The organism is Roseateles sp. GW821-FHT09B06 (assembly GCF_059418245.1).
This window is the reverse complement of the sequence record NZ_JBWKPM010000007.1, coordinates 180,794-205,621: the sequence shown is the minus strand read 5'-3', so window position 1 is coordinate 205,621 and position 24,828 is coordinate 180,794. Positions and strand designations below refer to the sequence as shown.

Sequence of the window (24,828 nt, the reverse complement as noted above, 5' to 3'; positions counted from 1 at the left end):
TGGGGAAGCCGGTGTCGTCGATGATCCACCAGCCCCCCGATCGGAAGTCCATCTTGGGGATCACCCACTGGGCGACCCGACGCAGCATCTCCGTGTAAGACCATTCCGCCGTGGCCACGAAGTGGTGAAGCGCCTGATGCCGGGCGCTGGCGTGCAGCGGGTCCACGCGTGCGGCCATCGGCTCCACGCTCTTGCGCGACAGCGGCAGCATCAGTCCCGTGCAGTAGCCGCGCAGACCGGCATGCCGGTCTGCGTGACCCAGTCCCGCACTCAACTGCTCGAGATAGCGATCAAAGCGCTCGGCTGCGTTCATCGATCCTCCGGCATGAAGTTGAGAGGATCGCATTATCTACTTTATGACACAGTAAGACTAGGGCAGATCGCCCGACAGGTTTTCCAGGATCGGACAGTCGGGCCGCTCGTCGCCATGGCAGCAGCCTGCCAGCTCCTCCAGCGTGCGCTTCATCGCCTGCATTTCGGCCAGGCGGCGCTCCAGATCGGCCACATGGGCCAGCGCGATGCGCTTGACCTCGGCGCTGCTGCGGCGGCGGTTCTGCCAGAGCCTGAGCAGCTCGCCGATCTCGGCGATCGAGAAGCCCAGGTCGCGCGCGCGACGGATGAAGCGCAAGGTGTGCACGTCCTTGTCGCCGTACTGGCGGTAGCCCGATTCGCTGCGCGCCACCGCCGGCAGCAGGCCGAGCGACTCGTAGTGACGCAGCATCTTGGCCGAGATGCCGGAGCGGGTGGCCGCTTCGCCGATGTTCATGAGGCTTGCCCTTTCCAGCGCTTGAGCAGCAGCGCATTGCCGACCACCGAGACGCTGGACAGCGCCATCGCCGCGCCGGCGAGCACCGGATTCAGCAGGCCAAGGGCCGCCAGCGGGATGCCCACCAGGTTGTAGATGAAGGCCCAGAACAGGTTCTGGCGGATCTTCGCGTAGGTCCTCCTGGAGATGGCGATGGCATCGGCCACCAGGGCCGGGTTGCCGCGCATCAGCGTGATGCCGGCCGCGGCCATCGCCACCTCGGTGCCGGTGGCCATGGCCAGGCCCACGTCGGCGGCGGCCAGGGCCGGGGCGTCGTTGATGCCGTCACCCACCATGGCCACCACCACCCGGCCACCGTTGTCCTTGAGTTCGCCGACGATGCGCGCCTTGTCCTCGGGCAGCACCTCGGCGCGCACCTCGTCGATGCCCAGCTCGCGAGCCACGCGCTCGGCGGCGCCGCGGTTGTCGCCGCTGACCAGGGCGGTCCTGATGCCCTGGGCATGCAGGGCCAGCACGGCCGCCCTGGCCTCGGGCTTCGGCGCATCGCCGAAGGCCAGCAGGCCCAGCGCCCGGGGCTGCTCGCCCAGCACGGCCAGCCAGGAGACGGTGCGGCCTTCCGATTGCAGCGCCTCGGCGCGCGGCAGTTGCGCGCTCAGGTCGATGCCCAGTTCGCGCATGAAGCGGCCGCTGCCCAGCGCCAGGTCTTGCCCGTCGACCTTGGCGCGCAGGCCACGGCCGGCGACGGCCCGCAGCTGCTGCGCCGCGGGTACGGCGATGTCCCTGGCGGCATCGCGCACCGCATGGGCCAGCGGATGCTCGCTGCCGGCCTGCAGGGCGGCGGCCAGGCGCAGCAGCTCAGGGTCCCGTACCGCCAGGCCCTCGGCGGCCACCAGGCGCGGCTTGCCCTCGGTCAGGGTGCCGGTCTTGTCGAAGGCCACCAGGCCGACGCGGTGCGCATGCTCCAGCGCCTCGGCGTCCTTGATCAGGATGCCGTGGCGCGCCGCCACGCCGGTGCCGGCCATGATGGCGGCCGGCGTGGCCAGGCCCAGCGCGCAGGGGCAGGCGATCACCAGCACGGCCACCGCATTCAGCAGACCGCGCTGCCAAGCGCCCGAATCCGTGCCGCCGGCGAAGCCCCAGCCCAGCAGCGTGGCGAGCGCGATGCCCAGCACCACCGGCACGAAGACCGCGCTGACCCGGTCCACCAGGCGCTGGATCGGCGCCTTGTGGCCCTGCGCCTGCTCGACCATGCGCGCGATGCGCGCCAGGGTCGACTCGGCGCCCAGCGCCGTGCAGCGCAGGCGCAGCAGGCCCTCGCCGTTGACGCTGCCGCCCAGCAGCCGCGCGCCAGGGGCCTTGTCGACCGGCAGGCTCTCGCCGGTGATCAGCGATTCGTCCACCTGGCTGCCGCCTTCCAGCAGTTCACCGTCGACCGGGATGCGCTCGCCGGGACGCACGATCACCTCGTCGCCATGCCTCAGCGCCGCCAGCGGCAGCTCCTGCTCGGCGCCGTCGCGCAGCACGCGCGCGGTCTCGGGCTGCAGGGCCTGCAGTGCGCGGATCGCGGCGGTGGTCTGGCGTTTGGCGCGGGCCTCCAGCCATTTGCCCAGGCGCACCAGGGTGATCACGACGGCGGCCGATTCGAAGTACAGCGCATGTCCGCCCTCGCCGCGCAGCAGCTGCCACAGGCTCAGGCCGAAGGCGGCGCTGGTCCCCAGCGCCACCAGCAGGTCCATATTGCCGCTGCCGGCACGCAGCGCGGCCCAGCCCGCCTTGTAGAAGCGCGCGCCCAGCCAGAACTGCACCGGCGTGGCCAGTGCCAGCTGCAGCCAGCCCGGCAGCATCCAATGCGCGCCCACGGCCAGGCCCAGCATCGGCAGCACCAGCGGCGCCGACAGCAGCGCGGCGATCAGCACCGGCCAGCCGCTGGCATCCCAGGCCGGCCGGGCCGCGGCCGCCGGCCGCGCCAGCCTGGCCTGGTAGCCGGCCTTGGCCACCGCGGCCAGCAGCGCCGCGCTGTCGGTGCCGGCCAGCAGGGAGACCTGGGCGGTTTCGGTGGCCAGATTGACATCGGCCGCGGTCACGCCCGCGACCTTGCGCAGCGCCTTCTCGACCCGGCCGACGCAGGAGGCGCAGGTCATGCCCTCGATTGTCAGGGTCAGGTCTTGCTGTTTCAGGCCGTAGCCGGCCGCCTCGATGGCGGCGCGCAGCGCGGCCGGTGCGGCCGGGCCCTCGACGCTGGCCGCCTCGGTGGCGAGGTTGACGGTGGCGTCCCGCACGCCGGGCACGGCGCGCAGCGCCTGCTCGACCCGCTTGACGCAGGAGGCGCAGGTCATGCCTTCGATGGGGAGGGTGAGCATCTGGTTCATGGCGCCAGCTTGGACCTTGTCATGATGGCAAGGTCAAGCGCGGCTTGCGGGGGCCTGGGGTCTTGACCTTGCCATCATGGCAAGGATTAAGCTGGGCCCATTGTCCAATCTCAAGGAGTCCGGCGATGCCCAATCCCCATCTTTTTCATCTGCCCGCGATGAGCTGCGGCCACTGCGTGGCCGCCATCACCGAGACCGTGCGCGAACTCGATCCCGCGGCCACACTGCAGTTCGATCGCGAGGCGCGGCGCGTGCAGATCGACACGGGCCTGGACCGGGAGGTGCTGGCCAGGGCCCTGGACGAGGCGGGCTATCCGGCCAGCGCCGAAGCCGCCTGAACCGGAACCGGCCTAACCGGCCGAACCGCGCTCAAAGCGCCATCGAGCGGGGTGCCGAGGCCGCGGCGTCCGCCCGACGCTGGCAGGCGGCGCGCTGTTGCGCGTCGTCGAGCGCGCGGCAGCGCGCCGTGGCATCGTTGATGACGGGGCCTGAGGGGACGGGCGCGGCGGACACCGACTTGTCCGCCGGCGCGGCCGCGTCGCGGCGCTTCAGCGGCACGGTGATCTGCGGCACCACCGCCTCGCGGGGCCGCAGTTCGCCGGGCGTGCGGGCATTCTCGGCGGCGCGCACCGCGGGATTCAGCGGCGCACCGGGGCGCGAGGCCGCGGCGGCGGCCGGACCCGCCGATTCCGCGGGCTTGACGACCGGTGCCGCCGCCAGGGCGGCGGTGGCGGCGAGGCCGAGTTGCAGAGCGAGGCCGAGGATCAGCAGGCTGGTTTTCATGGCGAACCGCGAGAGTCGCTATGTAAACAGTATGGGCGGCGCAGCGCCGCGCCGCTGTAGGACGCGCCCGCCCGCCGCTGTCGGCCGGGGGCGGGTCCCGGCCGGGCTGCACGGGCGTCTCAGGCGCTCTTCTTCAGGGCCGCGGTGTCGATAGGCAGGCTGCGGATGCGCTTGCCGGTGGCCGCGAAGATCGCATTGGCCACGGCCGGCGCGATCGGCGGCGTGCCGGGCTCGCCGATGCCGCCAGGGGCCTCGTGGCTGGGCAGGATCACGACCTCCACCTGCGGCATCTCGCTGATGCGCAGCACCGGGTAGTCGTGGAAATTGCCCTGCTCGACCCGGCCGTCCTTATGGCTGATGCGGCCATAGAGCGCGGCCGACAGGCCGTAGACGACGGCGCTCTCGATCTGGCGCTGGATCGTCAGCGGGTTGACGGTCTGGCCGCAGTCCACCGCCGCCGTCACCTTGTGCACCCGCGGCGTGCCGTCCTCGGCCACCGAGACCTCGGCCACCTCGGCCACATAGCTGCCGAAGCTTTCGGCCACGGCCAGGCCGTGGAAGCGGCCGGCCGGCAGCGGCTTGCCCCAGCCGGCCTTGGCCGCGGCGGCCTCCAGCACCGCGCGGTGGCGCGGCTTTTTGGCCAGCAGCCGCAGGCGGAACTGCAGCGGGTCGGCCTTGGCGGCGGCGGCCAGCTCGTCGATGAAGCTCTCGATGAAGAAGGCGTTCTGCGAATGCCCGACCGAACGCCAGAACCAGACCTGCGGGCCGGGCTCGGCGCGGCCGTAGGCGACGCGCAGATTCGGGATCTCGTAGGGCTGGTCGGCCAGGCCTTCGACGGCCATCGCGTCCACGCCGTTCTCCGGGATCTTCATGAAGCCCGAGGCGGCCATGATCGAGGGGCAGCCAATGTCGGCGCGCAGCGCCAGCACGCGCCCCTGGGCGTCCAGCGCGCCCTCGAAGCGCACCAGCGCGGCCGGGCGGTAATAGCCCGCGGCCATGTCGTCCTCGCGCGTGTAGATCAGCTTCACCGGCCGGCCGCTGGCCTTGGACAGCAGGGTGGCGTCGATCGTGAAGTCGGGCGCGAAGCGGCGGCCGAAACCGCCGCCCAGCAGCAGGGTGTTGATCTTGACCTTGGCCGGCGTGGCCTGCGCCAGCTGGGCGAGGATGCCCTGGGCCGGGCCCTGGCTCTGCGTGCCGGCCCAGATCGTGACCTCGTCGCCCCCCGGTGCTTTCTGTACCCAGGCCAGGCAGTTCAGCGGCTCCATGCAGGCATGGGCCAGATAAGGCACCTCGTAGCGGGCCGACAGCTTCTGGCCGGCCGCTGCCAGCGCGCCCGGGGCATCGCCGGCCTGGGCCGCCACCGCGCCGGCCTGCTGGGCCGCGCCGTCCAGCGCGGCCGAGACCTTGGCGCTGCTCAGCGCGGCCTGGGCGCCCAGCTCCCATTGCACGTCCAGCGCATCGCGGCCCTGGCGCGCGGCCCAGTAGCCGTCGGCCAGCACGGCCACGCCGCTGGGGATCGCGATCACCGCGTGCACGCCCTTGACGGCGCGGGCCTTGGCCTCGTCATAGGGCTTGGGCCTGATGCCGGCGCCGGGCGCGCGCGCCATCACGGCCACCAGCATGCCCTCGACCCGCGCATCGATGCCGAACCTGGCCGTGCCGTTGACCTTGGCCGGCGTGTCCAGGCGGTGCGTCGGTCGGCCCAGGATCCTGAAGTCGGCGCTGGACTTCAGCATCGGCTTGGCCGGCACCGGCTGCCGGCTGGCGGCCTGCACCAGGGCGCCGTAGCCGATCTTCCGGCCGTCGGGGGCCAGCACCTGGCCGCCGGCGGTGCGCAGCGTCGCGGGGTCGGCCTTCCAGCGCTCGGCGGCCGCGGCCACCAGCATCTCGCGCGCGGCGGCGCCGGCCTGGCGCACCGGGGTCCAGTGGGCGCGCACCGTCGTGCTGCCGCCGGTGGCCTGCATGCCGAACATCGGGTTGTTGTAGGCCTGGTCGACCGGCGCCTGCTCGACGCCCACCATCTTCCAGTCGGCGTCCAACTCCTCGGCCACCAGCATCGGGATCGCGGTCAGCACGCCCTGGCCCATCTCGGCCGAGCCGCAGACCACGGTGATCCGGCCGTCCGGCGTGATGCGCAGCCAGGCATTGGGCGCGAAGGTGTTGGAAAAGGTCTGGGCGCGGGCGCCCTGCAGCGGCAGCGCAAAGCTGAGGCTGAGTCCGAGCCCGGCGCCAGAGGCCTGCAGGAATTCGCGGCGGGTGGGTGCGATATTCATCTCAGGCTCCCTTCGGCCGGGAGGCCAGCGAGCCCGCGGCGTCATGAATGGCGGCGCGGATCTGGTTGTAGGTGCCGCAGCGGCAGATATTGCCGCTCATCGCGGCGTCGATGTCGGCGTCGCTGGGGTTCTTCTTGCCCGCCAGCAGCGCGCAGGCGCTCATGATCTGGCCGCTCTGGCAGTAGCCGCATTGCGGCACGTCGATCTTCACCCAGGCGGCCTGCACGGCCTTGCCGGTGCGGCTGGCGCCCACGCCCTCGATGGTGGTGACCTTCCTGCCGGCGGCGGCCGAGATCGGGGTCTGGCAGGAGCGCACCGGCTGGCCGTCCAGGTGCACGGTGCAGGCGCCGCACAGGGCCATGCCGCAGCCGAACTTGGTGCCGGTGAGCTGCAGGTCTTCGCGCAGGGCCCACAGCAGCGGTTCGCCCGGGTCGGCGTCCAGCGTCACCGCTTTGCCGTTGACGGTCAGCTTGATGATGCTCATGCACTTCTCCGGCAAGGATGGAACGCGGATCCTAGCGTAGCGGGCCCAAGCCGCCGATGGCGCCCGCGCGCCGGTGCTAGGCTTGCGCCTGCCCTCGATCACCGGAGTGCCCGACCATGGCAGATATCCCGCCCCGCAGTCGCCTGCATGCCTGGCTGGCCGGCCATGCGGCGACCTGCTTCCTGCTGATGGCCCTGGCCTTCGTGCTGTTCGGCCTGCTGACCCTGGACCTGGTGCGACTGGTCTCGGCCAATGCCGGCTTTCTCTGGGCGGCCGGCTGGCCGGGTCTGTGGGAGGGCGGCCTGCAGCAGTTGCTGGAGCTGGCGCTGACCGCGCTGCTGGCGAATGCCGCCTATCTGCTGTTCAAGCTCTGCGAACTGGTGCTGGTGCAGCGGCTCGCGCAAGGCGGAGGGCGCCGATGAGCGACGCCGTGCGCAGGACCGGCCGAACCGTTCTTTCCCTGCTCAGGTGCTGATCGGCCAGACCCTTTGGCAATGCCGGCAGCGCACGTCCAGCTCCTCGGCGCGCGCCTGCACCAGCACGAAGCGCGCATAGGTGCCGCAGCCGGGGCAATGGGCCTGGTTGGCCGCGGCCTCCGCATGCATCAGCAGATAGAGGTAGCGGCGCAGCGCCCAGATGCCGACCCCGGCGCACAGGCCGATGCTGAACAGGTCCTGCAGCTTGTCGCCCAGGGTGTGGAAGGTGAACAGGCCCTCGAAGGCGGCCATCAGCCCCACGCCGCTGACAAAGGCCAGCACCAGATGGCCATGGCTCTGCAGCAGTTCGCGCTCGTACCAGCGCCGAAACCCCAGCTTGCTGATGCCCTCGGCCAGCTTCATCGCCACCCCGCGCCGCGCCGACGCGGCGCGAGCCCGCATGCTTGCACAGCGCGCGCCGGCATGCCAGCGCCAGGGTCGGCCCGCGTCGCGCCTCAGCCGCGTGCCAGGGCCTGCTGCATTTCCTGGCGCAGCCGGCGCAGCGTCTGCAGTTCGCGGTCGGGGGCCTGCAGGGCGGGCCACAGCAGGGCCACCAGATCGCGGGCGCTCTGGTCCACGTCGAGCTGGCGGCCGGCCACGATCAGCTCCCACAGCATGTGCTCCATCGGCCCGAAGACCAGGGAGCGCAGCAGGCGCAGCGGGATGTCCTGGCGCACCTCGCCGCTGGCCTGGCCGCGCGCCAGCAGCTCCATCAGCGACGCGGTGTAGCGGCGCTGCAGCTCGACGAAGGCCAGGCCGAACTCGGGGTCGTCGCCGCGCGTCATCAGGGCGTTGCGCTTGCGGCCCTCCGACAGCACCAGCTCGCACAGCCCCGTGCCCTGGATCAGGAACAGGCGCAGATGGGTGTGGACCATGAACTCCAGCTGCTCGCGCACCGGCCTGTCGCGCGGCAGGCCGGCCTCGGTGGCGGCGATGATCTCGTCGTACCAGTCCCCGATCACGCGCATGCACAGCTCGCGCTTGCCGCGGAAATAGGTGAAGACGGTGGCCTCGGAGATCGCGAGGCGCTGCGCGATCTCGGTGGTGGTGGCGCGCTCGTAGCCGAATTCGGCAAAAACCTCGCGGCCGACGCGCAGAATGTCGCGCACGCGCTGCTCGGCCTTGGCGCTGACGGGCGCGCGGCGCTGGGCGGGCAGGGCGGCGGATTGGCTCATGGGACTGCGATTGTGCTGATGTTTTGAGTAAAGCTCAAGTTTGCTTGCTTGCGGTCCCATCAATGGCTTATTCTTCGGGTTTTGGCGGCCGTGCGAGGCTTGCCGCTCAATAATTGAGCCGGGCTCAGATTCCCGGCATACAAGCAGGAGACGCATGCGATGGCTGTCCTCAGCACCAAGCTCAATGCCCGTTCGGCGGATTTCAAGGCCAATGCCGAGGCGATGCGGGCCGTCATCGAGGACCTGAACGCCAAGCTGGAACAGATCGCCCAGGGCGGCGGCGCGGCGGCGCGCGCCAAGCACGCGGCAAGAGGGAAGTTGTTGCCGCGCGACCGGGTGGAGATGCTCTTGGACCCCGGCACGCCCTTTCTGGAGATCGCGCCGCTGGCCGGCCTCAACATGTATGACAACGCCGCGCCCGGCGGCGGCGTGATCGCCGGCATCGGCCGCGTGGCCGGCGTCGAATGCGTGATCGTCTGCAACGACGCGACGGTCAAGGGCGGCACCTATTACCCGATCACGGTGAAGAAGCATCTGCGCGCGCAGGAGATCGCGCAGCAGAACCGCCTGCCCTGCATCTACCTGGTCGATTCCGGCGGCGCCAATCTGCCCAACCAGGACGAGGTGTTCCCTGACCGCGACCATTTCGGCCGCATCTTCTACAACCAGGCCAATCTCTCGGCCCAGGGCGTGCCGCAGATCGCGGTCGTGATGGGCAGCTGCACGGCGGGCGGCGCCTATGTGCCGGCGATGAGCGACGAGACCATCATCGTCAAGAACCAGGGCACGATCTTCCTGGGCGGGCCGCCGCTGGTGAAGGCGGCCACCGGCGAGGTGGTGACGGCCGAGGACCTGGGCGGCGGCGATGTGCACACGCGCCTGTCGGGCGTGGCCGACCACCTGGCCAATGACGACACCCATGCGCTGGCGATCGCGCGCCATTCGGTGGCCAGCCTGAACTGGCGCAAGCAGGGCGAGCTCTTGATGCGCGAGCCGCGCGCGCCGCTGTTCGACGCGGCCGAGCTGCACGGCGTGATCCCGACCGACACGCGCAAGCCCTTCGACGTGCGCGAGGTGATCGCCCGCCTCGTCGATGGCAGCGAGTTCGACGAATTCAAGGCCCGCTACGGCGCCACCCTGGTCTGCGGCTTCGCGCATATCGAGGGCATGCCGGTGGGCATCGTCGCCAACAACGGCATCCTGTTCGCCGAAAGCGCCAACAAGGGCGCGCATTTCATCGAGCTGTGCTGCCAGCGCAAGATCCCGCTGGTGTTCCTGCAGAACATCACCGGCTTCATGGTCGGCCGCAAGTACGAGAACGAGGGCATCGCCCGCGCCGGCGCCAAGATGGTGACCGCCGTGGCCTGCGCCCAGGTGCCGAAGTTCACGGTCATCATCGGCGGCAGTTTCGGCGCCGGCAATTACGGCATGTGCGGCCGCGCCTATTCGCCGCGCTTCCTCTGGATGTGGCCGAACGCGCGCATCTCGGTGATGGGCGGCGAGCAGGCGGCCAGCGTGCTGGCCACGGTCAAGCGCGACGGCATCGAGGCCAGGGGCGGCAACTGGTCGTCCGACGAGGAGGAGGCCTTCAAGGCGCCGATCCGCCAGCAGTACGAGGACCAGGGCCATCCCTATTACGCCAGCGCCCGCCTGTGGGACGACGGCGTGATCGATCCGGCCGACACGCGCCGCGTGCTGGCGCTGGGCCTGTCGGCCGCGCTGAATGCCGAGATTCCGCAGACCAAGTTCGGCGTGTTCCGGATGTGAGTGCGGGAGCCCCCATGGTTCAGATCCGCCCCCTGCAGGAACGCGACGACCTGGAAGCCCTGACCCGGCTGCTGCACGCGGCCTATGCGTCGCTGGCCGCGCAGGGCTGGAACTTCACGGCGGTGGACCAGAGCGTGCAGACCACGCGCGAGCGCATCGCCGCCGGCCAGGCCTTCGTGGCCGAGCGCGGCGAGCGGCTCGTCGGCACGGTCACCATCGCCGGCCCCAAGCCGGCCGACGGGCGCTATCTGAGCGATGCGGTGCCGCCGCTCTACACCGCGCCCGATACCGCCATCCTGGCCCAGCTGGCCGTGCACCCCGAGGCGCGCGGCCAGGGCCTGGCGGAGCAGTTGATGGACGCCGCCGAGGACTGGGCCCGCACCCAGGGCTACACCCGGGTGGCGCTGGACACCGCCAGGCCGGCCGAACAGCTGCAGCGCCGCTATGCGCGGCGCGGCTATGTGCCCGTCGGCGAGGTGCAATGGGAAGGCAAGACCTACGCCAGCGTGCTGATGGTCAAGAAACTGGGAGCGCAGCAGCCATGACGGAACATCTGAAGATCAGCCGCGAGGGCCACGATGGGCAGATCGCCCGCGTGACGCTGAACCGCCCCGAGGTGCGCAATGCCTTCAACGAGGCCCTGATCGCCGAGTTGACGGCGGCGTTCAAGGATCTGGGGCAAGACCCGACCCTGCGTGCCATCGTGCTGGCGGCCGAGGGCAAGGCCTTCTGCGCCGGCGCCGACCTGAACTGGATGAAGGCCATGGCCGGCTACAGCTGGGACGAGAACCATGCGGACGCGGCCCGGCTGGCCGAGATGCTGTGGACGCTCTACAGCTGCCCGGTGCCGGTGATCGCGCGGGTGCAGGGCGATGTCTATGCCGGCGGCGTGGGCCTGGTGTCGGTGTGCGACATCGTCGTGGCGGTGGAGGCCGCGGGCTTCTGCCTGTCGGAGGCCAAGCTGGGCCTGCTGCCCGCCACCATCGGTCCCTATGTCGTGCGCGCCTTGGGCGAGCAGGCCTCGCGGCGCTATTTCGTGACGGCCGAGCGCTTCGCTGCCGCCGAGGCGCATCGCCTGGGCCTGGTGCATGAACTGGCGGCCACGCCGGAGCAACTGGACGAGAAGGTCGAGACCCTGCTGGCGAGCCTGCTCGCCAACGGCCCGGCGGCCGTGCGCGCCTGCAAGAAGCTGGTGCAGGACCTGGCCGATGCGCCCATCACTCCTGCGCTGCGCGACGACACCGCACGGCGCATCGCCGACATCCGCGCCAGCGGCGAAGGGCGCGAGGGCGTGCAGAGCTTCCTGAACAAGGGCCGGCCGAGCTGGCTGAGCCAGGACCGAGGCGAGGCCACTGCGGCCTCGCCGACGCCTGGCGAAGCGCCCGGGCATGCAAAGCCCCGGCGTGGATGACCTCTCGATGAACCTGCCCAGCCTGCCCGGCTCCGCGCTCGACACCGCCCAACTGCTGGCGCTGGCGGCGGCGATGGGCTGGGCCAGCGGGCTGCGCCTGTACGCGGTGGTGTTCCTGACCGGCCTGGCCGGCGCCTTCGGCTGGCTGCCGCTGCCGCCGGGCCTGCAGGTGCTGAGCCAGCCCCTGGTGCTGGGGGCGGCGGGGCTGATGATGGCGGTCGAATTCTTCGCCGACAAGATCCCGGGGCTGGACACGCTGTGGGACCTCGTCCACACCCTGATCCGGATTCCCGCCGGCGCCGCGCTGGCCGCCGGCATGCTGGGCGCCTACTCGCCCGATCCGCAGGGCTGGGCCGTGATCGCCGCGCTGCTGGGCGGCACCCTGGCCGCCACCGCCCATGCGGCCAAGGCCACGACGCGCGCGGCGGCCAACACCTCGCCCGAGCCCTTCTCCAATATCGGCCTGTCCCTGCTGGGCGATGCCGCGGTGCCGACCATGCTGTGGCTGGCCTATGCGCATCCGGCGGTCTTCGCGGTGGCCCTGCTGCTGGCGCTGGCGCTGATGATCACGCTGCTGGTGCTGCTGTTCCGTTTCCTGCGCGGCCTGTGGCGGCGCGTGTTCGCGCGGCCGCCGGCCGCTGTCTCCTGATTGCTTCCTTTTTTCACGATGTCTGTGAATTCCTCGTCGATCACCCCCATGAGCACCACCCAGCAGGGCTGGCAGCGCCGCAGCCTGGCCAGCGTCTGGCATCCCTGCACGCAGATGGCGCGGGCTGCGGCAGTGCCGCCGCTGCCGATCGCCCGCGGCGAGGGCCCCTGGCTGATCGACCACCAGGGCCGGCGCTATTTCGACGCCAACAGCAGCTGGTGGGTCAATCTCTTCGGCCATGCCGATGCGCGGCTGAACGACGCGATCAAGACCCAGCTCGACACCCTGCCGCATGTGATGCTGGCCGGCTGCACCCATGAGCCGGCGGTGCGTCTGGCCGAGCGCCTGTCGGCGCTGACCGGCGGCGCGCTGGGCCATCTGTGCTTCGGCAGCGATGGCGCCAGCGCGGTGGAGATCGCGCTGAAGCAGAGCTTCCACAGCTGGCGCAACCGCGGCCGCGGCGAGAAGCGCGAGTTCGTCTGCCTGAGGAACGGCTATCACGGCGAGACCATCGGCGCCCTGGCCGTCACCGATGTGGCGGTCTTCCGCGATGCCTACGACCCGCTCCTGATGCGCGCGCATATCGTCGAGTCGCCCGACGGCCGCCTTGGCAATGAGGAGCAAGCGCTGGCCGCGATGCGGACATTGCTGGAACAGCGCCACGGGAACATCGCCGCCGTCATCGTCGAGCCGCTGATCCAGGGCGCGGCCGGCATGGTGATGCATGGGCCGAGCTACCTGCGCGGGCTGCGCCAGCTCTGCACCGAGTTCGACGTGCACCTGATCGCCGACGAGATCGCGGTCGGGTGCGGGCGCACCGGCACCTTCTTCGCCTGGGAGCATGTGAGCCCCCCGTCGGCGGGTACGCCGACCGCCGCCCGAGGGGGCCGGGCCGCCCTTGGGAGCGGTCCGGCGGGCGGTCTGGTGACCGACCCCACCTGGCCCGACTTCCTGCTGCTGTCCAAGGGCATCACCGGCGGCACGCTGCCGCTGTCCCTGGTGCTGACGACCGAGGCCGTCTACCAGGCCTTCTGGAGCGAGGATGTGGCGCGCGGCTTCCTGCACTCGCATTCCTACACCGGCAATGCGCTGGCCTGCGCGGCCGCGAATGCGGTGCTGGACCGCTTCGAGCGGGGCGGCCAGCTGCAGAAGAACCGCGAGCAGGCCGCGCTGCTGGCGCTGGCCTTCAAGCCCCTGGCCAGCGACGCGCGCATCCAGCATCTGCGCCAGCGCGGCATGGTGCTGGCCTTCGACGTCAGGAACCCCGGCGAGCGTTTCGCCGAGCGCTTCCATCTGGCCGCGCGGGATCGCGAGCTGCTGATCCGGCCGATCGGCTCCACGGTCTATCTGATGCCGCCTTACCTGATCGATGCTGCGGCCGCCCAGTTCCTCTTCAAGGCCGTGCTGGCCACCCTGGATCATGTCCTCTCTGCTTGAACATCTGGACGGCAAGCTGCGGGCCATCGCCGCGCAAGACCTGACCCGCTTTCTGCGCGCCGCGGAAAGCCCCACCGCGCCGCGCCAGCGGGTGCGTGGCGCCGACGGGCTGACGCGCGAGCTGCTGATGTTCTGCTCCAACGACTACCTGGGCCTGGCCGAGCATCCGCGCATCGCGGCGGCGCTGGCCGAGGGCGCCGCGGCCTATGGCGGCGGCTCCGGCGCCTCGCACCTGATCAGCGGCCATTCGGTCGCGCATGAGCGGCTGGAGGACAGGCTGGCCGCCTGGTACGCGCCCTTCATCCCGCACGCGCCGCGCGCCCTGAGCTTCAGCACCGGCTATATGGCGAACCTGGCGGTGCTGACCGCGCTGGGCGATGGCGAGGCGGAAGTCTTCTCCGAGGCGCTGAACCATGCCTCGCTGATCGACGGCACGCGCCTGGCCAGGGCCAAGGTCAGCCGCTACGGCCATTGCGACCTGGCCGAGCTGCGCGCGCTGCTGCAGGTCAGCCAGGCCAAGGTCAAGCTGATCGTCACCGATGCGGTGTTCAGCATGGACGGCGACATCGCGCCCCTGCCCGAGCTGCTGGCGCTGGCCGAGGAGTTCGACGCCTGGCTGATCGTCGACGACGCCCATGGCTTCGGCGTGCTGGGCAGGAACGGGCGCGGCGCGGTCGAACATTTCGGTCTCGGCAGCGAGCGCCTGGTGCTGATCGGCACCCTGGGCAAGGCCGCCGGCCTGTCAGGCGCCTTCGTCGTCGCCCATGCCACGGTGATCGAGTATCTGCTGCAGGCGGCGCGCAGCTATATCTTCACCACCGCCGCGCTGCCGGCCGTGGCCCATGCCCTGCTGACCAGCCTGGACCTGATCGAGAGCGAGGTCGGGCGGCAGCGCCGCGCGCAGCTGCTGACATTGCAGCGGCGCCTGCGCGAGGGCATCGGCGCGCTGCTGGCGCGCCACCCGGGCCTCGCCTGGCGTCTGGCCGATTCCGAGACGCCCGTGCAGCCGCTGATCATCGGCGGCAATGCCGAGGTGATGCGGCTGGCCGCGGCGCTGGAGCAGCAGGGGCTGCGCGTGCCGGGCATCCGCCCGCCGACCGTGCCCAAGGGCGAGGCGCGGCTGCGCATCACGCTCTGCGCCACGCATACCGAGGCCGACGTGGACCGGCTGCTCGCGGCCTTGGAGGCGGCGTTGTGACTGTTGACCCCCACACCCCCCAAGGGGGCCGAGCCGCCCTTGGGAGCGGCCCGGCGGGCGGCTCGCGTGGCTACTTCATCACCGGCACCGACACCGAGATCGGCAAGACCGCGATCACCGCGGGGCTGACCCATCTGGCGGCGGGCCGCGGCCTGCGCGCCGCGGCGATCAAGCCGCTGGCGGCGGGGCAGGAGCTCATCGACGGCCGCTGGGTCAACGAGGACGTGCAGCGCCTGCGCGCCGCCGGCAATATGGGTCTCAGCGACGCCGAGGTCGGCCCGCTGCAGCTGCGCACGCCCTGCGCGCCGCATATCGCGGCGCGGCTGGAGGGCGTGGCGATCGAGCGCGAGCCGCTGCTGGCCGCGGTGCGCGGCGTGGCGGCGCGCGCCGAGATCGCCTTCGTCGAGGGCGTAGGCGGCTTCCGCGTGCCCCTCACCGAAACCTGGGACACGGCCGATCTGGCCGTGGACCTGGGCCTGCCGGTGATCCTGGTCGTCGGCCTGCGCCTGGGCTGCATCAACCATGCGCTGCTGAGCGCGGAAGCCATCCGCGCTCGCGGGCTTGAGCTCGCCGGCTGGGTGGCCAATACCGTGGATCCCGACATGCCCCATGTGGCCGACAATCTCGCGGCGCTGCAACTCGGGCTGCAAACGCCTTGCTGGGGCCATGTTCCCCGCCTCCCCGAACCGAATCCCGCGGCCGTGGCCGCCCACTTGAAGGTCCTCTTCCAGTCATGAACCAGATCCAGACCCTGACCCCCACCGCCGACGCCGACGCCGACCGCCGCAATGTGAAACCCTGGACGGTCAACGAGGTGGCGGCCCTGTTCGAACTGCCCTTCAACGACCTGCTGTTCCGCGCCCAGCAGGTGCATCGCGAGCATTTCGATGCCAACGCGGTGCAGCTCTCGACCCTGCTGTCGATCAAGACCGGCGGTTGCGAGGAGGACTGCAAGTACTGCCCGCAGTCGGCCCATTTCGACACCGGCCTGAAGGCCGAGAAGCTCCTGCCGCTGGAAGAGGTGCTGGAAGCGGCGCGCGCCGCCAAGGCCAATGGCGCGACGCGCTTCTGCATGGGGGCGGCCTGGCGCGCGCCCAAGGAACGCCATCTGGAGCAGATCGGCACGATGATCACGGAGGTCAAGGCCATGGGCCTGGAGACCTGCCTGACCGCCGGCATGCTGGGCGACGGCCAGGCCGAGCAGCTGAAGGACGCGGGGCTGGACTACTACAACCACAACCTCGACACCGCGCCCGAGTTCTACGGCCAGATCATCACCACCCGCACCTACCAGGACCGCCTGGACACGCTGGACCGCGTGCGCGGCGTCGGCCTGAAGGTCTGCTCGGGCGGCATTGTCGGCATGGGCGAGACGCGCCGCCAGCGCGCCGGCCTGGTCGTGCAGCTGGCCAATCTGGACCCCTATCCGGAGTCGGTGCCGATCAACAACCTGGTGCAGGTCGAAGGCACGCCGCTGGCCGGCACGGCCGCGCTGGACCCCTTCGAGTTCGTGCGCACGATCGCGGTGGCGCGCATCACGATGCCGCGCGCGATGGTGCGCCTGTCGGCCGGCCGCGAGGAGATGCCGGAGTCGCTGCAAAGCCTGTGCTTCCTGGCCGGCGCCAACTCGATGTTCTACGGCGACAAGCTGCTGACCACCAGCAATCCCCAGGCCGAGAAGGACCGCGCGCTGCTGGAGCGTCTGGGCATGCATTGCGCGACCGAGGCGGAGTTGTCGGGTGGAACTGGTGAGGCGAAGGCCTGCACGGCGCACTGAGAGGCTGGCTCAATGGGCATTTCCTTTCTGCCGAGGCCCAGCCGGGAGTTCGCCCCGGCGGGCGACCTACTTTCTTGGGCGCCCAAGAAAGTAGGCAAAGAAACCGCCCCGGATGCCCGGCCCTGCGGGTCCGCTGTGGTGCTCGACTTTGCCGGGCCGCGCCCAACTCACTTCGCTCACTGCGTTCGCTCCGTTCAGACAAGGGGCGCGAAGTCAGTTGTTGATGGCGCTTCGCGCCGCCCGCCAAAGCCAGCGCTCCTCGCCCGGGCAAGACGGGGAACCCCGGAATACCCATACGCCTCGCTGCGCATCGGCGCGGAACAGCAGTGCTGTGCGAGTAGGCGGTTTGCCCCATCAACCGCTGTCGAATTCGGGGCAAGTTGTTTGCGTAACGGGCGCGGCATTTGTCGGGGAGTTGAGTGCCGTGTTGTCAGGACGCCGGACAAAGGGAACGGAAGATGAATCAAGCGCTTGGCCTGTTTCTTCAATGCCTTGTTACTGCGCGACTGGCGGTGATATGCCGTGCTGCCGTGTGGTCGATAACACGTTAAAGCGCAATGGGCCAAGTCGGCTTCATCGTACTGATCATTGCGGGCATCGCACTGGTGGCGCTCCCGGGACTGCTCGGCATTCGTTCACAGCGCGGAGAACGAGCAAATCTTCTCCAAGCCGGCGAGTTGGGCGAAGCTGAGATCTTGGGATACGAACGTGATGAGTTTCACTTTGTTCGTTATCGCTTCAGCCCCGTCGGTCATGCAAGGCCTGTCGAATGCCGAAAGATCATTGCGCATTGGGACGCTCAGCTACCGATAGGCAGCAAGGTGCCAGTCCGATACAAGCGGCAGCATCCCTCGATTTCATTGCTTGTTCCATACGCGGAGTCCCAGGTGTCTTCATCATGAAATTGCGCTCTAACCTCATGTTGGATCGGACCCGCAAAAGCATTAGCCCGCGGTGCCGAGAATGCAACGCACGGCGGCGCGGGCTAATGCCGTTCCGGTCCGCTCAACGCGAACGCTATGCCGGGTCGCGAATCCATTAGCCAGCCGATGCGCAGCGAGGCGTATGGGTATTCCGGGGTTCCCCGTCTTGCCTGGGCGAGGAGCGCAGGCTTTGACGGGCGGCGCGCAGCGCCATCAAGAACTGACTTCGCGCCCCTTGTTTGAACGGAGTGAGCGAAGCGAACGAAGTGAGTTGTGCGCGGCCCGGCAAAGCCGAGCACCGCAGCGGACCCGAAGGGCCAGGCATTCGGGGCGGTTTCTTTGCCTTCTTTCTTGGGCGCCCAAGAAAGAAGGTCGCCCGCCGGGGCGAACTCCCGGCATGGGCCTTGGCTTGACCACGACGCATGTGCGGAGCCCGGGTGAAATGAATGAAGACCAGCCAGGCTCAGCAGTCGGGCTACGAAGGAGAGAGACACGATGTTCAAGAAAATCCTGATCGCCAACCGCGGCGAGATCGCCTGCCGCGTCGCGGCGACGGCAAAACGTCTCGGCGTCAAAACCGTGGCGGTGTATTCCGAGGCCGATGCCCGGGCCAAGCATGTGCAGGCCTGCGATGAGGCCGTCCTGATCGGCGGCCCCGCGCCGCGCGACTCCTATCTGCAATGGCAGCGCATCCTCGCCGCGGCCAAGGCCACCGGCGCCGAGGCCGTGCACCCGGGCTACGGTTTCCTGAGCGAGAACGAGGAGTTCGCTCAGGCCTGCGCCGATGCGGGCCTCATCTTCATCGGCCCGCCGCCCTCGGCCATCCAGGCGATGGGCCTGAAGGCGGAATCCAAGCGCCTGATGGAGGCGGCCGGCGTGCCCCTGGTACCGGGCTATCACGGCGCCGATCAGGACCCGGCCCTGCTGGCTGCCGAGGCCGAGCGCATCGGCTATCCGGTGCTGATCAAGGCCAGCGCCGGCGGCGGCGGCAAGGGCATGCGGGCGGTACTGAAGGCCGAGGACTTCGACGCCGCGCTGGCCTCCTGCAAGCGCGAGGCGATCAACAGCTTCGGCGACGACGCGGTGCTGGTCGAGCGCTATGTGCAGAAGCCGCGCCATATCGAGATCCAGGTGTTCGGCGATGCGCATGGCGACTGCGTCTACCTGTTCGAGCGCGACTGCTCGGTGCAGCGCCGCCACCAGAAGGTGCTGGAGGAAGCGCCCGCGCCGGGCATGACGGCCGAGCGCCGCGCCCAGATGGGCGAGGCGGCGGTGGCCGCGGCCAAGGCGGTGGGCTACCAGGGCGCGGGCACGGTGGAGTTCATCGCCGAGCAGGACGGCCGCTTCTATTTCATGGAGATGAACACCCGGCTGCAGGTGGAGCATCCGGTCACCGAGGCCATCACCGGCCAGGACCTGGTCGAGTGGCAGCTGCGCGTGGCCGCCGGCGAGCCGCTGCCGCTGAAGCAGAGCGAGCTGCGCATGCACGGCCATGCGATCGAGGCCCGCATCTGCGCCGAGAACCCCGAGGCCGGCTTCCTGCCCGCCACCGGCAGCCTCAGCGTGGCGCGCTGGCCCGCGCATGTCAGCTTCCAGCGCGGCGACGTGCGCATCGACTCCGGCGTGGGCGAGGGCGATGCGATCAGCCCCTATTACGACTCGATGGTGGCCAAGCTGATCGTCTGGGGCGAGGACCGCGCCCAGGCCCTGGCCCGGCTGGATGCGGCGCTGCGCGACACCCATATCGTCGGCCTGCAGACCAATGTGGCCTTCCTGCGCCGCTGCGCGACGACGGCCTCGTTCACCGAGGCCGATCTGGACACGGCCCTGATCGAGCGCGAGCGCGCCGCGCTGTTCGAGCAGCCCGGTCTGGCGCTGGAGATCGCGGCGGCCGCCGTGGTGGCGCATACGCTGGCCGCCGAGGCCACCTTGCAGGGCGCCGACCCCTGGAGCCGCCGCGACGGCTGGCGCATGTATGGCGCCTCGGCGCGCCGCTTCGATCTGGAACTGGGCGGCGCCCACCACGCGGTGCTGCTGTCGCGCCATCACCAGGGCGGCATGCAGCTGACGGTGGAGGGACAGGCCCGGGCCTTCGCCGTCAACTCCGCCGGCCTGGAAAGCCATGAGCTGCTGCTGGGCGAGGGCCTGGGCCAGCAGCGCGTGATGGTCAAGACCTATGCGCTGGGCGAGAAGGTGGCGGTGTTCGCGCCCCAGGGCTCGGCGCTGCTGACCGAGATCGACCCGATCGCCCATGCCGGCGAAGGGGCAACGGACGCCGGCCGGCTGACCGCGCCGATGCCCGGCAAGATGGTGTCCTTCCTGGCCCGGCCCGGCGAGGCGGTCAAGAAAGGCCAGCCGCTGGCGGTGATGGAGGCGATGAAGATGGAGCACACGATCAATGCGCCGCGCGACGGCGTGGTGGCCGAGTTGCTGTTTGCCGTCGGCGACCAGGTCGGCGATGGTGCCGAACTCTTGCGACTGGAGTCCTGATCATGACCAGCCTGCCGAACCGAGTCACCCTGGTCGACGTGGGCCCGCGCGACGGCCTGCAGAACGAGAAGCAGCCGGTTTCCACCGAGCACAAGGCGACCCTGGTCGCGCTGCTGCAGGAGGCCGGCCTGAAGGAGATCGAGGTCACCAGCTTCGTGTCACCGAAGTGGGTGCCGCAGATGGCCGACAACGTCGACGTGATGGCCGCGATCACCCGCAGGCCCGGCGTGCGCTATTCGGTGCTGACGCCGAACCTGAAGGGCCTGGAGGCGGCGCTGCCGACCAGGCCCGACGAGATCGTCGTGTTCGCCGCGGCCAGCGAGGCCTTCTCGCAGAAGAACATCAACTGCTCGATCGCCGAGAGCATCGAGCGCTTCGCGCCCGTCGTGGCCGCGGCGCACGCGGCCGGGCTGAAGGTGCGCGGTGCGCTGTCCTGCGCGGTCGGCTGCCCTTACGAGGGCGAGATCAGCGCGGATCAGGTCGAGCGCGTCGTGCTGCTGATGAAGGGTATCGGCGTCGACCATATGGGCGTGGCCGACACCATCGGCGTCGGCACGCCCAGGAAAGTGCAGGCGGCGATGGAGCGGGCCTTGAAGCATTACCCGCTGGTCGAGGTCAGCGGTCATTTCCACGACACCTATGGCCAGGCGCTGAGCAATATCTACGCCTGCCTGGAGATGGGCGTGCACAACTTCGACGCCAGCGTCTCCGGCCTGGGCGGCTGCCCCTTTGCCAAGGGCGCGACCGGCAATGTGGCGACCGAGGACGTGGTCTTCATGCTGAACGGCCTGGGCATCGAGACCGGCATCGACATCGACAAGCTGGTCGATGCCGGCGCCTATATCTCCAGCGCGCTGGGCCGTCAGCCGGTGGCGCGGGTCGCGCGGGCCCTGCTGGCCAAGCGCGGCGCGGCCTGAACGCGCTTCAGGTCGCGGCCTCGTCCACGCGCGACCGCGGGTCGCGCACGCGCTGGGTGAACCACCACAGGTGGCCGTCCGGGTCCAGCGCGCCGTAGCTGCGGTCGGCCCAGTACTCGGGGCCGTAGTCGTGAAGCTCGGGCTCGGCCACGATGGTGGCCCCGGCGGCGCGGGCGCGGGCGCAATGGGCGTCCACGTCGTCCACATAGAGCATCAGACATTGGCTGTTGGCGCCCCCCAGGTGCCGGGGGCTGCGCAGCGGCACGCCGAACTTGGGCGCGCGCGCCGCGCCGCCTTCGCCGACCATGATCAGAGCCTCGCCGAAGACGAGCTGGCTGTGGACGATGCTGCCGTCCGGGCCGTCGACCTTGAGCTGGACCGCGAAGCCGAAGGCCCGCTCCAGCCAGACGATGGCTTCGCGGGCATTGTCGTAGAGCAGGGTGCTGGACAGGCGCGGCCAGCCGCGCGGCGGTGCTTGCATGGCAATTCCCTTCGGTCCGGGGCCGGGCGTGCGCCGGCCGGCCCTGATTGTGGCGCAGCAGCGGAGTTTGTGCGTCTGCCGGCCAAGGCGGGCGCATAGCACCGGAGGCGGCGAGGAAATCGCCTCAGGTCCTACAGCCAAATGCCGAAGCAGTCGTCATACCCCTCGGTACCTACAAGCTGCATCTGCCAGGAGACAAGCGCGATGAATCTCAGAAACACCAAGATATCCACCCTGCTGACCGCGGGCTTTGCCGCGATGGCGCTGCTGATCCTGCTGCTGGGGGCACTGGCCTGGAGCAAGCTGAATGCGATGGACGCGCATTTCAAGCTGGCCATGGAGGATCGCTATCCCAAGGTGAAGTCCTTCCAGTCGATCAAGGACACCAACAACCAGGTGGCGCGCTCGCTGCGCAATCTGCTGATCATGAGCGACAAGGCGGAGATCGACGCCGAGTTCGCCGTCATCGAGCAGGCCTCCAAGTCGACCGCGGCCACCATCGACGAGCTGACCAAGATCATGACCACGCCGGGCGGCAAGGCCGGCATCGTCAAGCTCAACGAGGCGCGCGCGGCCTACCGGGTGGAGCGCGACAAGGTCACCAAGGCGCTGCGCGCCGGCGACATCGAGACGGCCAAGGCGGTGCTGCTGAGGGACATGCGGCCCAAGCAGCTGGCCTATATGGCCGCGGTGGACGAGCTGATCGCGCTGGGCAACAAGCTGATGGACCTGTCCGCCCAGCAGGCCGAGGAGGAGGCGCACGGCGCCAAGCTGCAGATGGGCGTGCTGGTGGCGGTGGCCCTGGCGGTGGCCCTGTTCGTGAGCCTGGCGCTGATCCGCGCCATCATCGGCCCGCTGAACCAGGCGGTGCAGGTGGCCAGCGGCGTGGCCGCGGGCGATCTGGCCACCCCCATCCAGCCCGGCGGCGCCAACGAGACCGGCCGCCTGCTGAACGCGCTGCGCGAGATGCAGGCCAAGCTCGCGGCCATCGTGCGCGAGGTGCGCGAGGGCGCCGAGAGCGTGGCCACCGCCTCGGCCCAGATCTCCTCGGGCAACCACGACCTGTCGGCTCGCACCGAGCAGCAGGCCTCGGCGCTCGAGGAAACCGCGGCCTCGATGGAGGAACTGGGCAGCACGGTGCGCGGCAATGCCGACAATGCCCAGCAGGCCAACCGGCTGGCGCTGGCCGCGTCCGGCGTGGCGGGCCAGGGCGGCACGGCGGTGGGCCAGGTGGTCGAGACCATGCGCGAGATCAGCGCCAGCTCGCAGAAGATCGCCGACATCATCGGCACCATCGACGGCATTGCCTTCCAGACCAATATCCTGGCGCTGAACGCGGCCGTCGAGGCGGCGCGCGCCGGCGAGCAGGGTCGCGGCTTCGCGGTGGTGGCCAGCGAGGTGCGTGCGCTGGCGCAGCGCTCGGCCGCCGCGGCCAAGGAGATCAAGACCCTGATCCAGGCCAGCGTCGAGCGGGTCGAACTGGGCTCCAGCCAGGTGGACCGCGCCGGCGGCACGATCGCCGAGGTGGTGGCGTCGATCCGGCGCGTCACCGACATCATGGGCGAGATCAGTGCCGCCAGCCGCGAGCAGAGCTCGGGCGTGGCCCAGGTCGGCGAGGCCGTCACCCAGATGGACCGCGCCACCCAGGAGAACGCCGCGCTGGTGGAGGAATCCGCCGCGGCGGCTGAGAGCCTGAAGACGCAGGCGCAGCAGCTGGTCGAGGCGGTGGCGGTGTTTCGTCTGGCCTGATGGGGCCGCATCAGCGGCCCTAATGGTCTAGAAGCCGCATGAATACCGTTTCGCTGTTGCCGTCGGCCGGCCGTACAAAGCCGGCACCGGAACAGGAGACACATCATGCGGATCGGCTGCCCCACCGAGATCAAGAACCATGAGTACCGCGTCGGCCTGACGCCGGCCAGCGCGCGCGAACTGAGCGCGCGCGGCCACCAGGTGCTGATGCAGGCCGGTGCCGGCGCCGCGATCGGCCTGACGGACGAGCAGTACCGGGCAGCCGGCGCAAGCCTTCTGCCCGATGCGGCCGCGGTCTTCGCCGAGGCCGAGATGATCGTCAAGGTCAAGGAGCCGCAGCCCGCGGAATGCGCGCTGCTGCGGCCCGGCCAGATCCTCTACACCTATCTGCACCTGGCGCCCGATCCGGTGCAGGCCGCGGCGCTCGTGAAGTCGGGCGCGATCTGCATCGCCTACGAGACCATCACCGCGCCCGGCGGCGGCCTGCCGCTGCTGGCGCCGATGAGCGAGGTGGCGGGCCGCATGGCCATCCAGGCCGGCGCCGCCCATCTGGAGAAGAGCAAGGGTGGCATGGGCGTGCTGCTGGGCGGGGTGCCGGGCGTGGCCCCGGCCCAGGTGGTGATCATCGGCGCCGGCGTGGTCGGCAGCCATGCGCTGCAGATGGCCGTGGGCCTGGGCGCGCGGGTCACGGTGCTGGACAAGAATGTGGACCGGCTGCGCCAGCTCGACCAGGTCTGGGGCAATCGCATCGCGACCCAGTACTCGAGCGCGCAGGCGCTGGAGGAGGCGGTGCTGGCGGCCGACCTGGTGGTCGGCGGCGTGCTGGTGCCGGGCGCGGCGGCGCCCAAGCTGGTGACGCGCGCGATGGTGGCGCGGATGAAGCCGGGCGCGGTGCTGGTCGATGTGGCGATCGACCAGGGCGGCTGCTTCGAGACCTCGCGGCCCACCACCCATGCCGATCCGACCTTCGTCGTCGACGGCGTCGTGCATTACTGCGTCGCCAATATGCCGGGCGCGGTGGCGCGCACCTCGACCCATGCGCTGAACAACGCCACCATCGCGCATGCGCTGGCGCTGGCCGACAAGGGCTGGAAGCGCGCGCTGCGGGACGACCCCCATCTGCGCGCCGGCCTCAATGTGGCGGCGGGGCAGGTGAGCTTCAAGGCGGTGGCCGAGGCCCTGGGCTACGAGTATGTAACAGCCGAGCAACTTCTCTGAGCGCGCGGCCGGGGCCCTTGATCTCGGGCCGAGGCCTGGCGTACAAGGTGGACTAGCCTTTGTTCACAACCCGCAAGGAGAGGACCATGCCGGAAAGCCAAGCCCAGAAGGACCGCCTGATGAACGACCTGCACGCCGTGGTGGCCGAGGCCGAAAGCCTGCTGCGCGCCACCGCCGGCGCGGCCGGGGAAGGGGCCAGCGAGCTGCGCGCCAAGGTGCAGGCCACCTTGGACCGCGCCAAGCTGAACATGCACGAGCTGCAGGACGCGGCGCTCGAGCGCGCCAAGGCCGCCGGCCGCGCCACCGACGCCTATGTGCACGAGAACCCCTGGCAGTCGATCGGCCTGGCCGCCGGTGTCGGCCTGCTGCTGGGCATGTTGATCAGCCGGCGCTGAGACCGGCCTCCCCCCTACGGCCTGCGGCCGCCCCCTCGAGGGGGCAACACCGGCAGCCCGGCGGAGCCGGATCTGCGGTGTTCGCTGGAG

General features: G+C 70.3%; 25 protein-coding genes. 16 read left to right on the top strand and 9 right to left on the bottom strand.

The window, feature by feature from the left end; translation table 11 throughout:
- The 3 genes from AC07OQ_RS09095 to AC07OQ_RS09085 all read right to left on the bottom strand — a co-directional run.
- Positions 1–313, bottom strand: a 313-nt coding sequence (locus AC07OQ_RS09095; protein ID WP_495052787.1) for a transposase, incomplete at its 3' end; no start/stop codon positions are given.
- A 57-nt stretch (positions 314–370) separates the two neighbouring features.
- Entirely contained in the window at positions 371–766 is a 396-nt protein-coding gene (gene cueR / locus AC07OQ_RS09090; protein WP_495052786.1) for a Cu(I)-responsive transcriptional regulator, read from the bottom strand.
- On the bottom strand, positions 763–3,135 hold the full coding sequence (locus AC07OQ_RS09085) for a heavy metal translocating P-type ATPase (RefSeq protein WP_495052785.1): 2,373 nt from the start codon (positions 3,133–3,135) through the stop codon (positions 763–765). The genes cueR and AC07OQ_RS09085 overlap by 4 nt, the downstream gene beginning before the upstream one ends.
- Before the next feature lie 125 nt (positions 3,136–3,260).
- On the opposite strand from AC07OQ_RS09085, the gene AC07OQ_RS09080 reads away from it, so the two are divergent.
- Positions 3,261–3,473: a heavy-metal-associated domain-containing protein gene (locus AC07OQ_RS09080; RefSeq protein ID WP_495052784.1), complete on the top strand. Its 213-nt coding sequence runs from the start codon at positions 3,261–3,263 to the stop codon at positions 3,471–3,473.
- 31 nt (positions 3,474–3,504) lie between these two features.
- On the opposite strand, the gene AC07OQ_RS09075 is transcribed toward AC07OQ_RS09080, so the two are convergent.
- The 3 genes from AC07OQ_RS09075 to AC07OQ_RS09065 all read right to left on the bottom strand — a co-directional run bounded on the left by AC07OQ_RS09075 (position 3,505) and on the right by AC07OQ_RS09065 (position 6,669).
- Entirely contained in the window at positions 3,505–3,918 is a 414-nt protein-coding gene (locus AC07OQ_RS09075) for a hypothetical protein (RefSeq protein WP_495052783.1), read from the bottom strand.
- Positions 3,919–4,037: 119 nt separating this feature from the next.
- Complete coding sequence (locus AC07OQ_RS09070; protein WP_495052782.1) at positions 4,038–6,191, bottom strand: xanthine dehydrogenase family protein molybdopterin-binding subunit; 2,154 nt, start codon at positions 6,189–6,191, stop codon at positions 4,038–4,040.
- A 1-nt stretch (position 6,192) separates the two neighbouring features.
- Positions 6,193–6,669 (bottom strand): (2Fe-2S)-binding protein, encoded by a 477-nt coding sequence (locus tag AC07OQ_RS09065; protein ID WP_495052794.1) that lies wholly within the window; start codon positions 6,667–6,669, stop codon positions 6,193–6,195.
- Positions 6,670–6,791: 122 nt separating this feature from the next.
- Here AC07OQ_RS09065 and AC07OQ_RS09060 point away from each other — a divergent pair, with 122 nt between their 5' ends.
- A complete protein-coding gene (locus AC07OQ_RS09060; RefSeq protein ID WP_495052781.1) occupies positions 6,792–7,097 on the top strand; it encodes a hypothetical protein in 306 nt (101 codons plus the stop codon).
- A gap of 42 nt (positions 7,098–7,139) precedes the next feature.
- On the opposite strand, the gene AC07OQ_RS09055 is transcribed toward AC07OQ_RS09060, so the two are convergent.
- Positions 7,140–7,553 carry a hypothetical protein gene (locus AC07OQ_RS09055; protein ID WP_495052780.1) on the bottom strand — a complete coding sequence of 138 codons (414 nt, stop codon included), beginning with the start codon at positions 7,551–7,553 and terminating at the stop codon, positions 7,140–7,142.
- A 53-nt stretch (positions 7,554–7,606) separates the two neighbouring features.
- Positions 7,607–8,326 carry a TetR/AcrR family transcriptional regulator gene (locus AC07OQ_RS09050; RefSeq protein WP_495052779.1) on the bottom strand — a complete coding sequence of 240 codons (720 nt, stop codon included), beginning with the start codon at positions 8,324–8,326 and terminating at the stop codon, positions 7,607–7,609.
- 159 nt (positions 8,327–8,485) lie between these two features.
- On the opposite strand from AC07OQ_RS09050, the gene AC07OQ_RS09045 reads away from it, so the two are divergent.
- From AC07OQ_RS09045 to AC07OQ_RS08995, 11 genes are all read left to right on the top strand, one after another.
- The gene (locus AC07OQ_RS09045; RefSeq protein ID WP_495052778.1) at positions 8,486–10,093 is read left to right on the top strand and encodes a carboxyl transferase domain-containing protein; all 1,608 of its coding nucleotides are present in this window, start codon (positions 8,486–8,488) and stop codon (positions 10,091–10,093) included.
- A gap of 14 nt (positions 10,094–10,107) precedes the next feature.
- A complete protein-coding gene (locus AC07OQ_RS09040; protein WP_495052777.1) occupies positions 10,108–10,638 on the top strand; it encodes a GNAT family N-acetyltransferase in 531 nt (176 codons plus the stop codon).
- Entirely contained in the window at positions 10,635–11,504 is an 870-nt protein-coding gene (locus AC07OQ_RS09035) for an enoyl-CoA hydratase/isomerase family protein (protein ID WP_495052776.1), read from the top strand. The genes AC07OQ_RS09040 and AC07OQ_RS09035 overlap by 4 nt, the downstream gene beginning before the upstream one ends.
- Positions 11,482–12,153, top strand: coding sequence for a DUF4126 domain-containing protein (locus AC07OQ_RS09030; protein ID WP_495052775.1), 672 nt, complete (start codon positions 11,482–11,484; stop codon positions 12,151–12,153). Before AC07OQ_RS09035 ends, AC07OQ_RS09030 begins: the two co-directional genes overlap by 23 nt.
- Positions 12,154–12,201: 48 nt before the next feature.
- The gene (locus AC07OQ_RS09025; protein ID WP_495052774.1) at positions 12,202–13,590 is read left to right on the top strand and encodes an aminotransferase class III-fold pyridoxal phosphate-dependent enzyme; all 1,389 of its coding nucleotides are present in this window, start codon (positions 12,202–12,204) and stop codon (positions 13,588–13,590) included.
- The gene (gene bioF, locus AC07OQ_RS09020; protein ID WP_495052773.1) at positions 13,574–14,788 is read left to right on the top strand and encodes an 8-amino-7-oxononanoate synthase; all 1,215 of its coding nucleotides are present in this window, start codon (positions 13,574–13,576) and stop codon (positions 14,786–14,788) included. The genes AC07OQ_RS09025 and bioF overlap by 17 nt, the downstream gene beginning before the upstream one ends.
- Positions 14,785–15,525, top strand: a complete 741-nt coding sequence (gene bioD / locus AC07OQ_RS09015) for a dethiobiotin synthase (protein WP_495052772.1) — start codon at positions 14,785–14,787, stop codon at positions 15,523–15,525. The genes bioF and bioD overlap by 4 nt, the downstream gene beginning before the upstream one ends.
- Positions 15,522–16,565 (top strand): biotin synthase BioB, encoded by a 1,044-nt coding sequence (gene bioB / locus AC07OQ_RS09010; protein WP_495052771.1) that lies wholly within the window; start codon positions 15,522–15,524, stop codon positions 16,563–16,565. The genes bioD and bioB overlap by 4 nt, the downstream gene beginning before the upstream one ends.
- A 557-nt stretch (positions 16,566–17,122) precedes the next feature.
- Positions 17,123–17,467 carry a hypothetical protein gene (locus AC07OQ_RS09005; protein ID WP_495052770.1) on the top strand — a complete coding sequence of 115 codons (345 nt, stop codon included), beginning with the start codon at positions 17,123–17,125 and terminating at the stop codon, positions 17,465–17,467.
- Between the two features lie 516 nt (positions 17,468–17,983).
- Positions 17,984–19,978, top strand: a complete 1,995-nt coding sequence (locus tag AC07OQ_RS09000) for an acetyl/propionyl/methylcrotonyl-CoA carboxylase subunit alpha (RefSeq protein ID WP_495052769.1) — start codon at positions 17,984–17,986, stop codon at positions 19,976–19,978.
- Between the two features lie 2 nt (positions 19,979–19,980).
- Positions 19,981–20,895 (top strand): hydroxymethylglutaryl-CoA lyase, encoded by a 915-nt coding sequence (locus AC07OQ_RS08995; protein ID WP_495052768.1) that lies wholly within the window; start codon positions 19,981–19,983, stop codon positions 20,893–20,895.
- Between the two features lie 7 nt (positions 20,896–20,902).
- Here AC07OQ_RS08995 and AC07OQ_RS08990 read toward each other — a convergent pair whose 3' ends face one another.
- On the bottom strand, positions 20,903–21,376 hold the full coding sequence (locus AC07OQ_RS08990) for a VOC family protein (RefSeq protein ID WP_495052767.1): 474 nt from the start codon (positions 21,374–21,376) through the stop codon (positions 20,903–20,905).
- A 204-nt stretch (positions 21,377–21,580) separates the two neighbouring features.
- Here AC07OQ_RS08990 and AC07OQ_RS08985 point away from each other — a divergent pair, with 204 nt between their 5' ends.
- From AC07OQ_RS08985 to AC07OQ_RS08975, 3 genes are all read left to right on the top strand, one after another.
- Positions 21,581–23,125 carry a methyl-accepting chemotaxis protein gene (locus tag AC07OQ_RS08985; RefSeq protein ID WP_495052766.1) on the top strand — a complete coding sequence of 515 codons (1,545 nt, stop codon included), beginning with the start codon at positions 21,581–21,583 and terminating at the stop codon, positions 23,123–23,125.
- Positions 23,126–23,230: 105 nt separating this feature from the next.
- Entirely contained in the window at positions 23,231–24,343 is a 1,113-nt protein-coding gene (gene ald / locus AC07OQ_RS08980; protein WP_495052765.1) for an alanine dehydrogenase, read from the top strand.
- Positions 24,344–24,429: 86 nt separating this feature from the next.
- A complete protein-coding gene (locus AC07OQ_RS08975; RefSeq protein ID WP_495052764.1) occupies positions 24,430–24,738 on the top strand; it encodes an ElaB/YgaM/YqjD family protein in 309 nt (102 codons plus the stop codon).
- Positions 24,739–24,828: the final 90 nt, after the last annotated feature.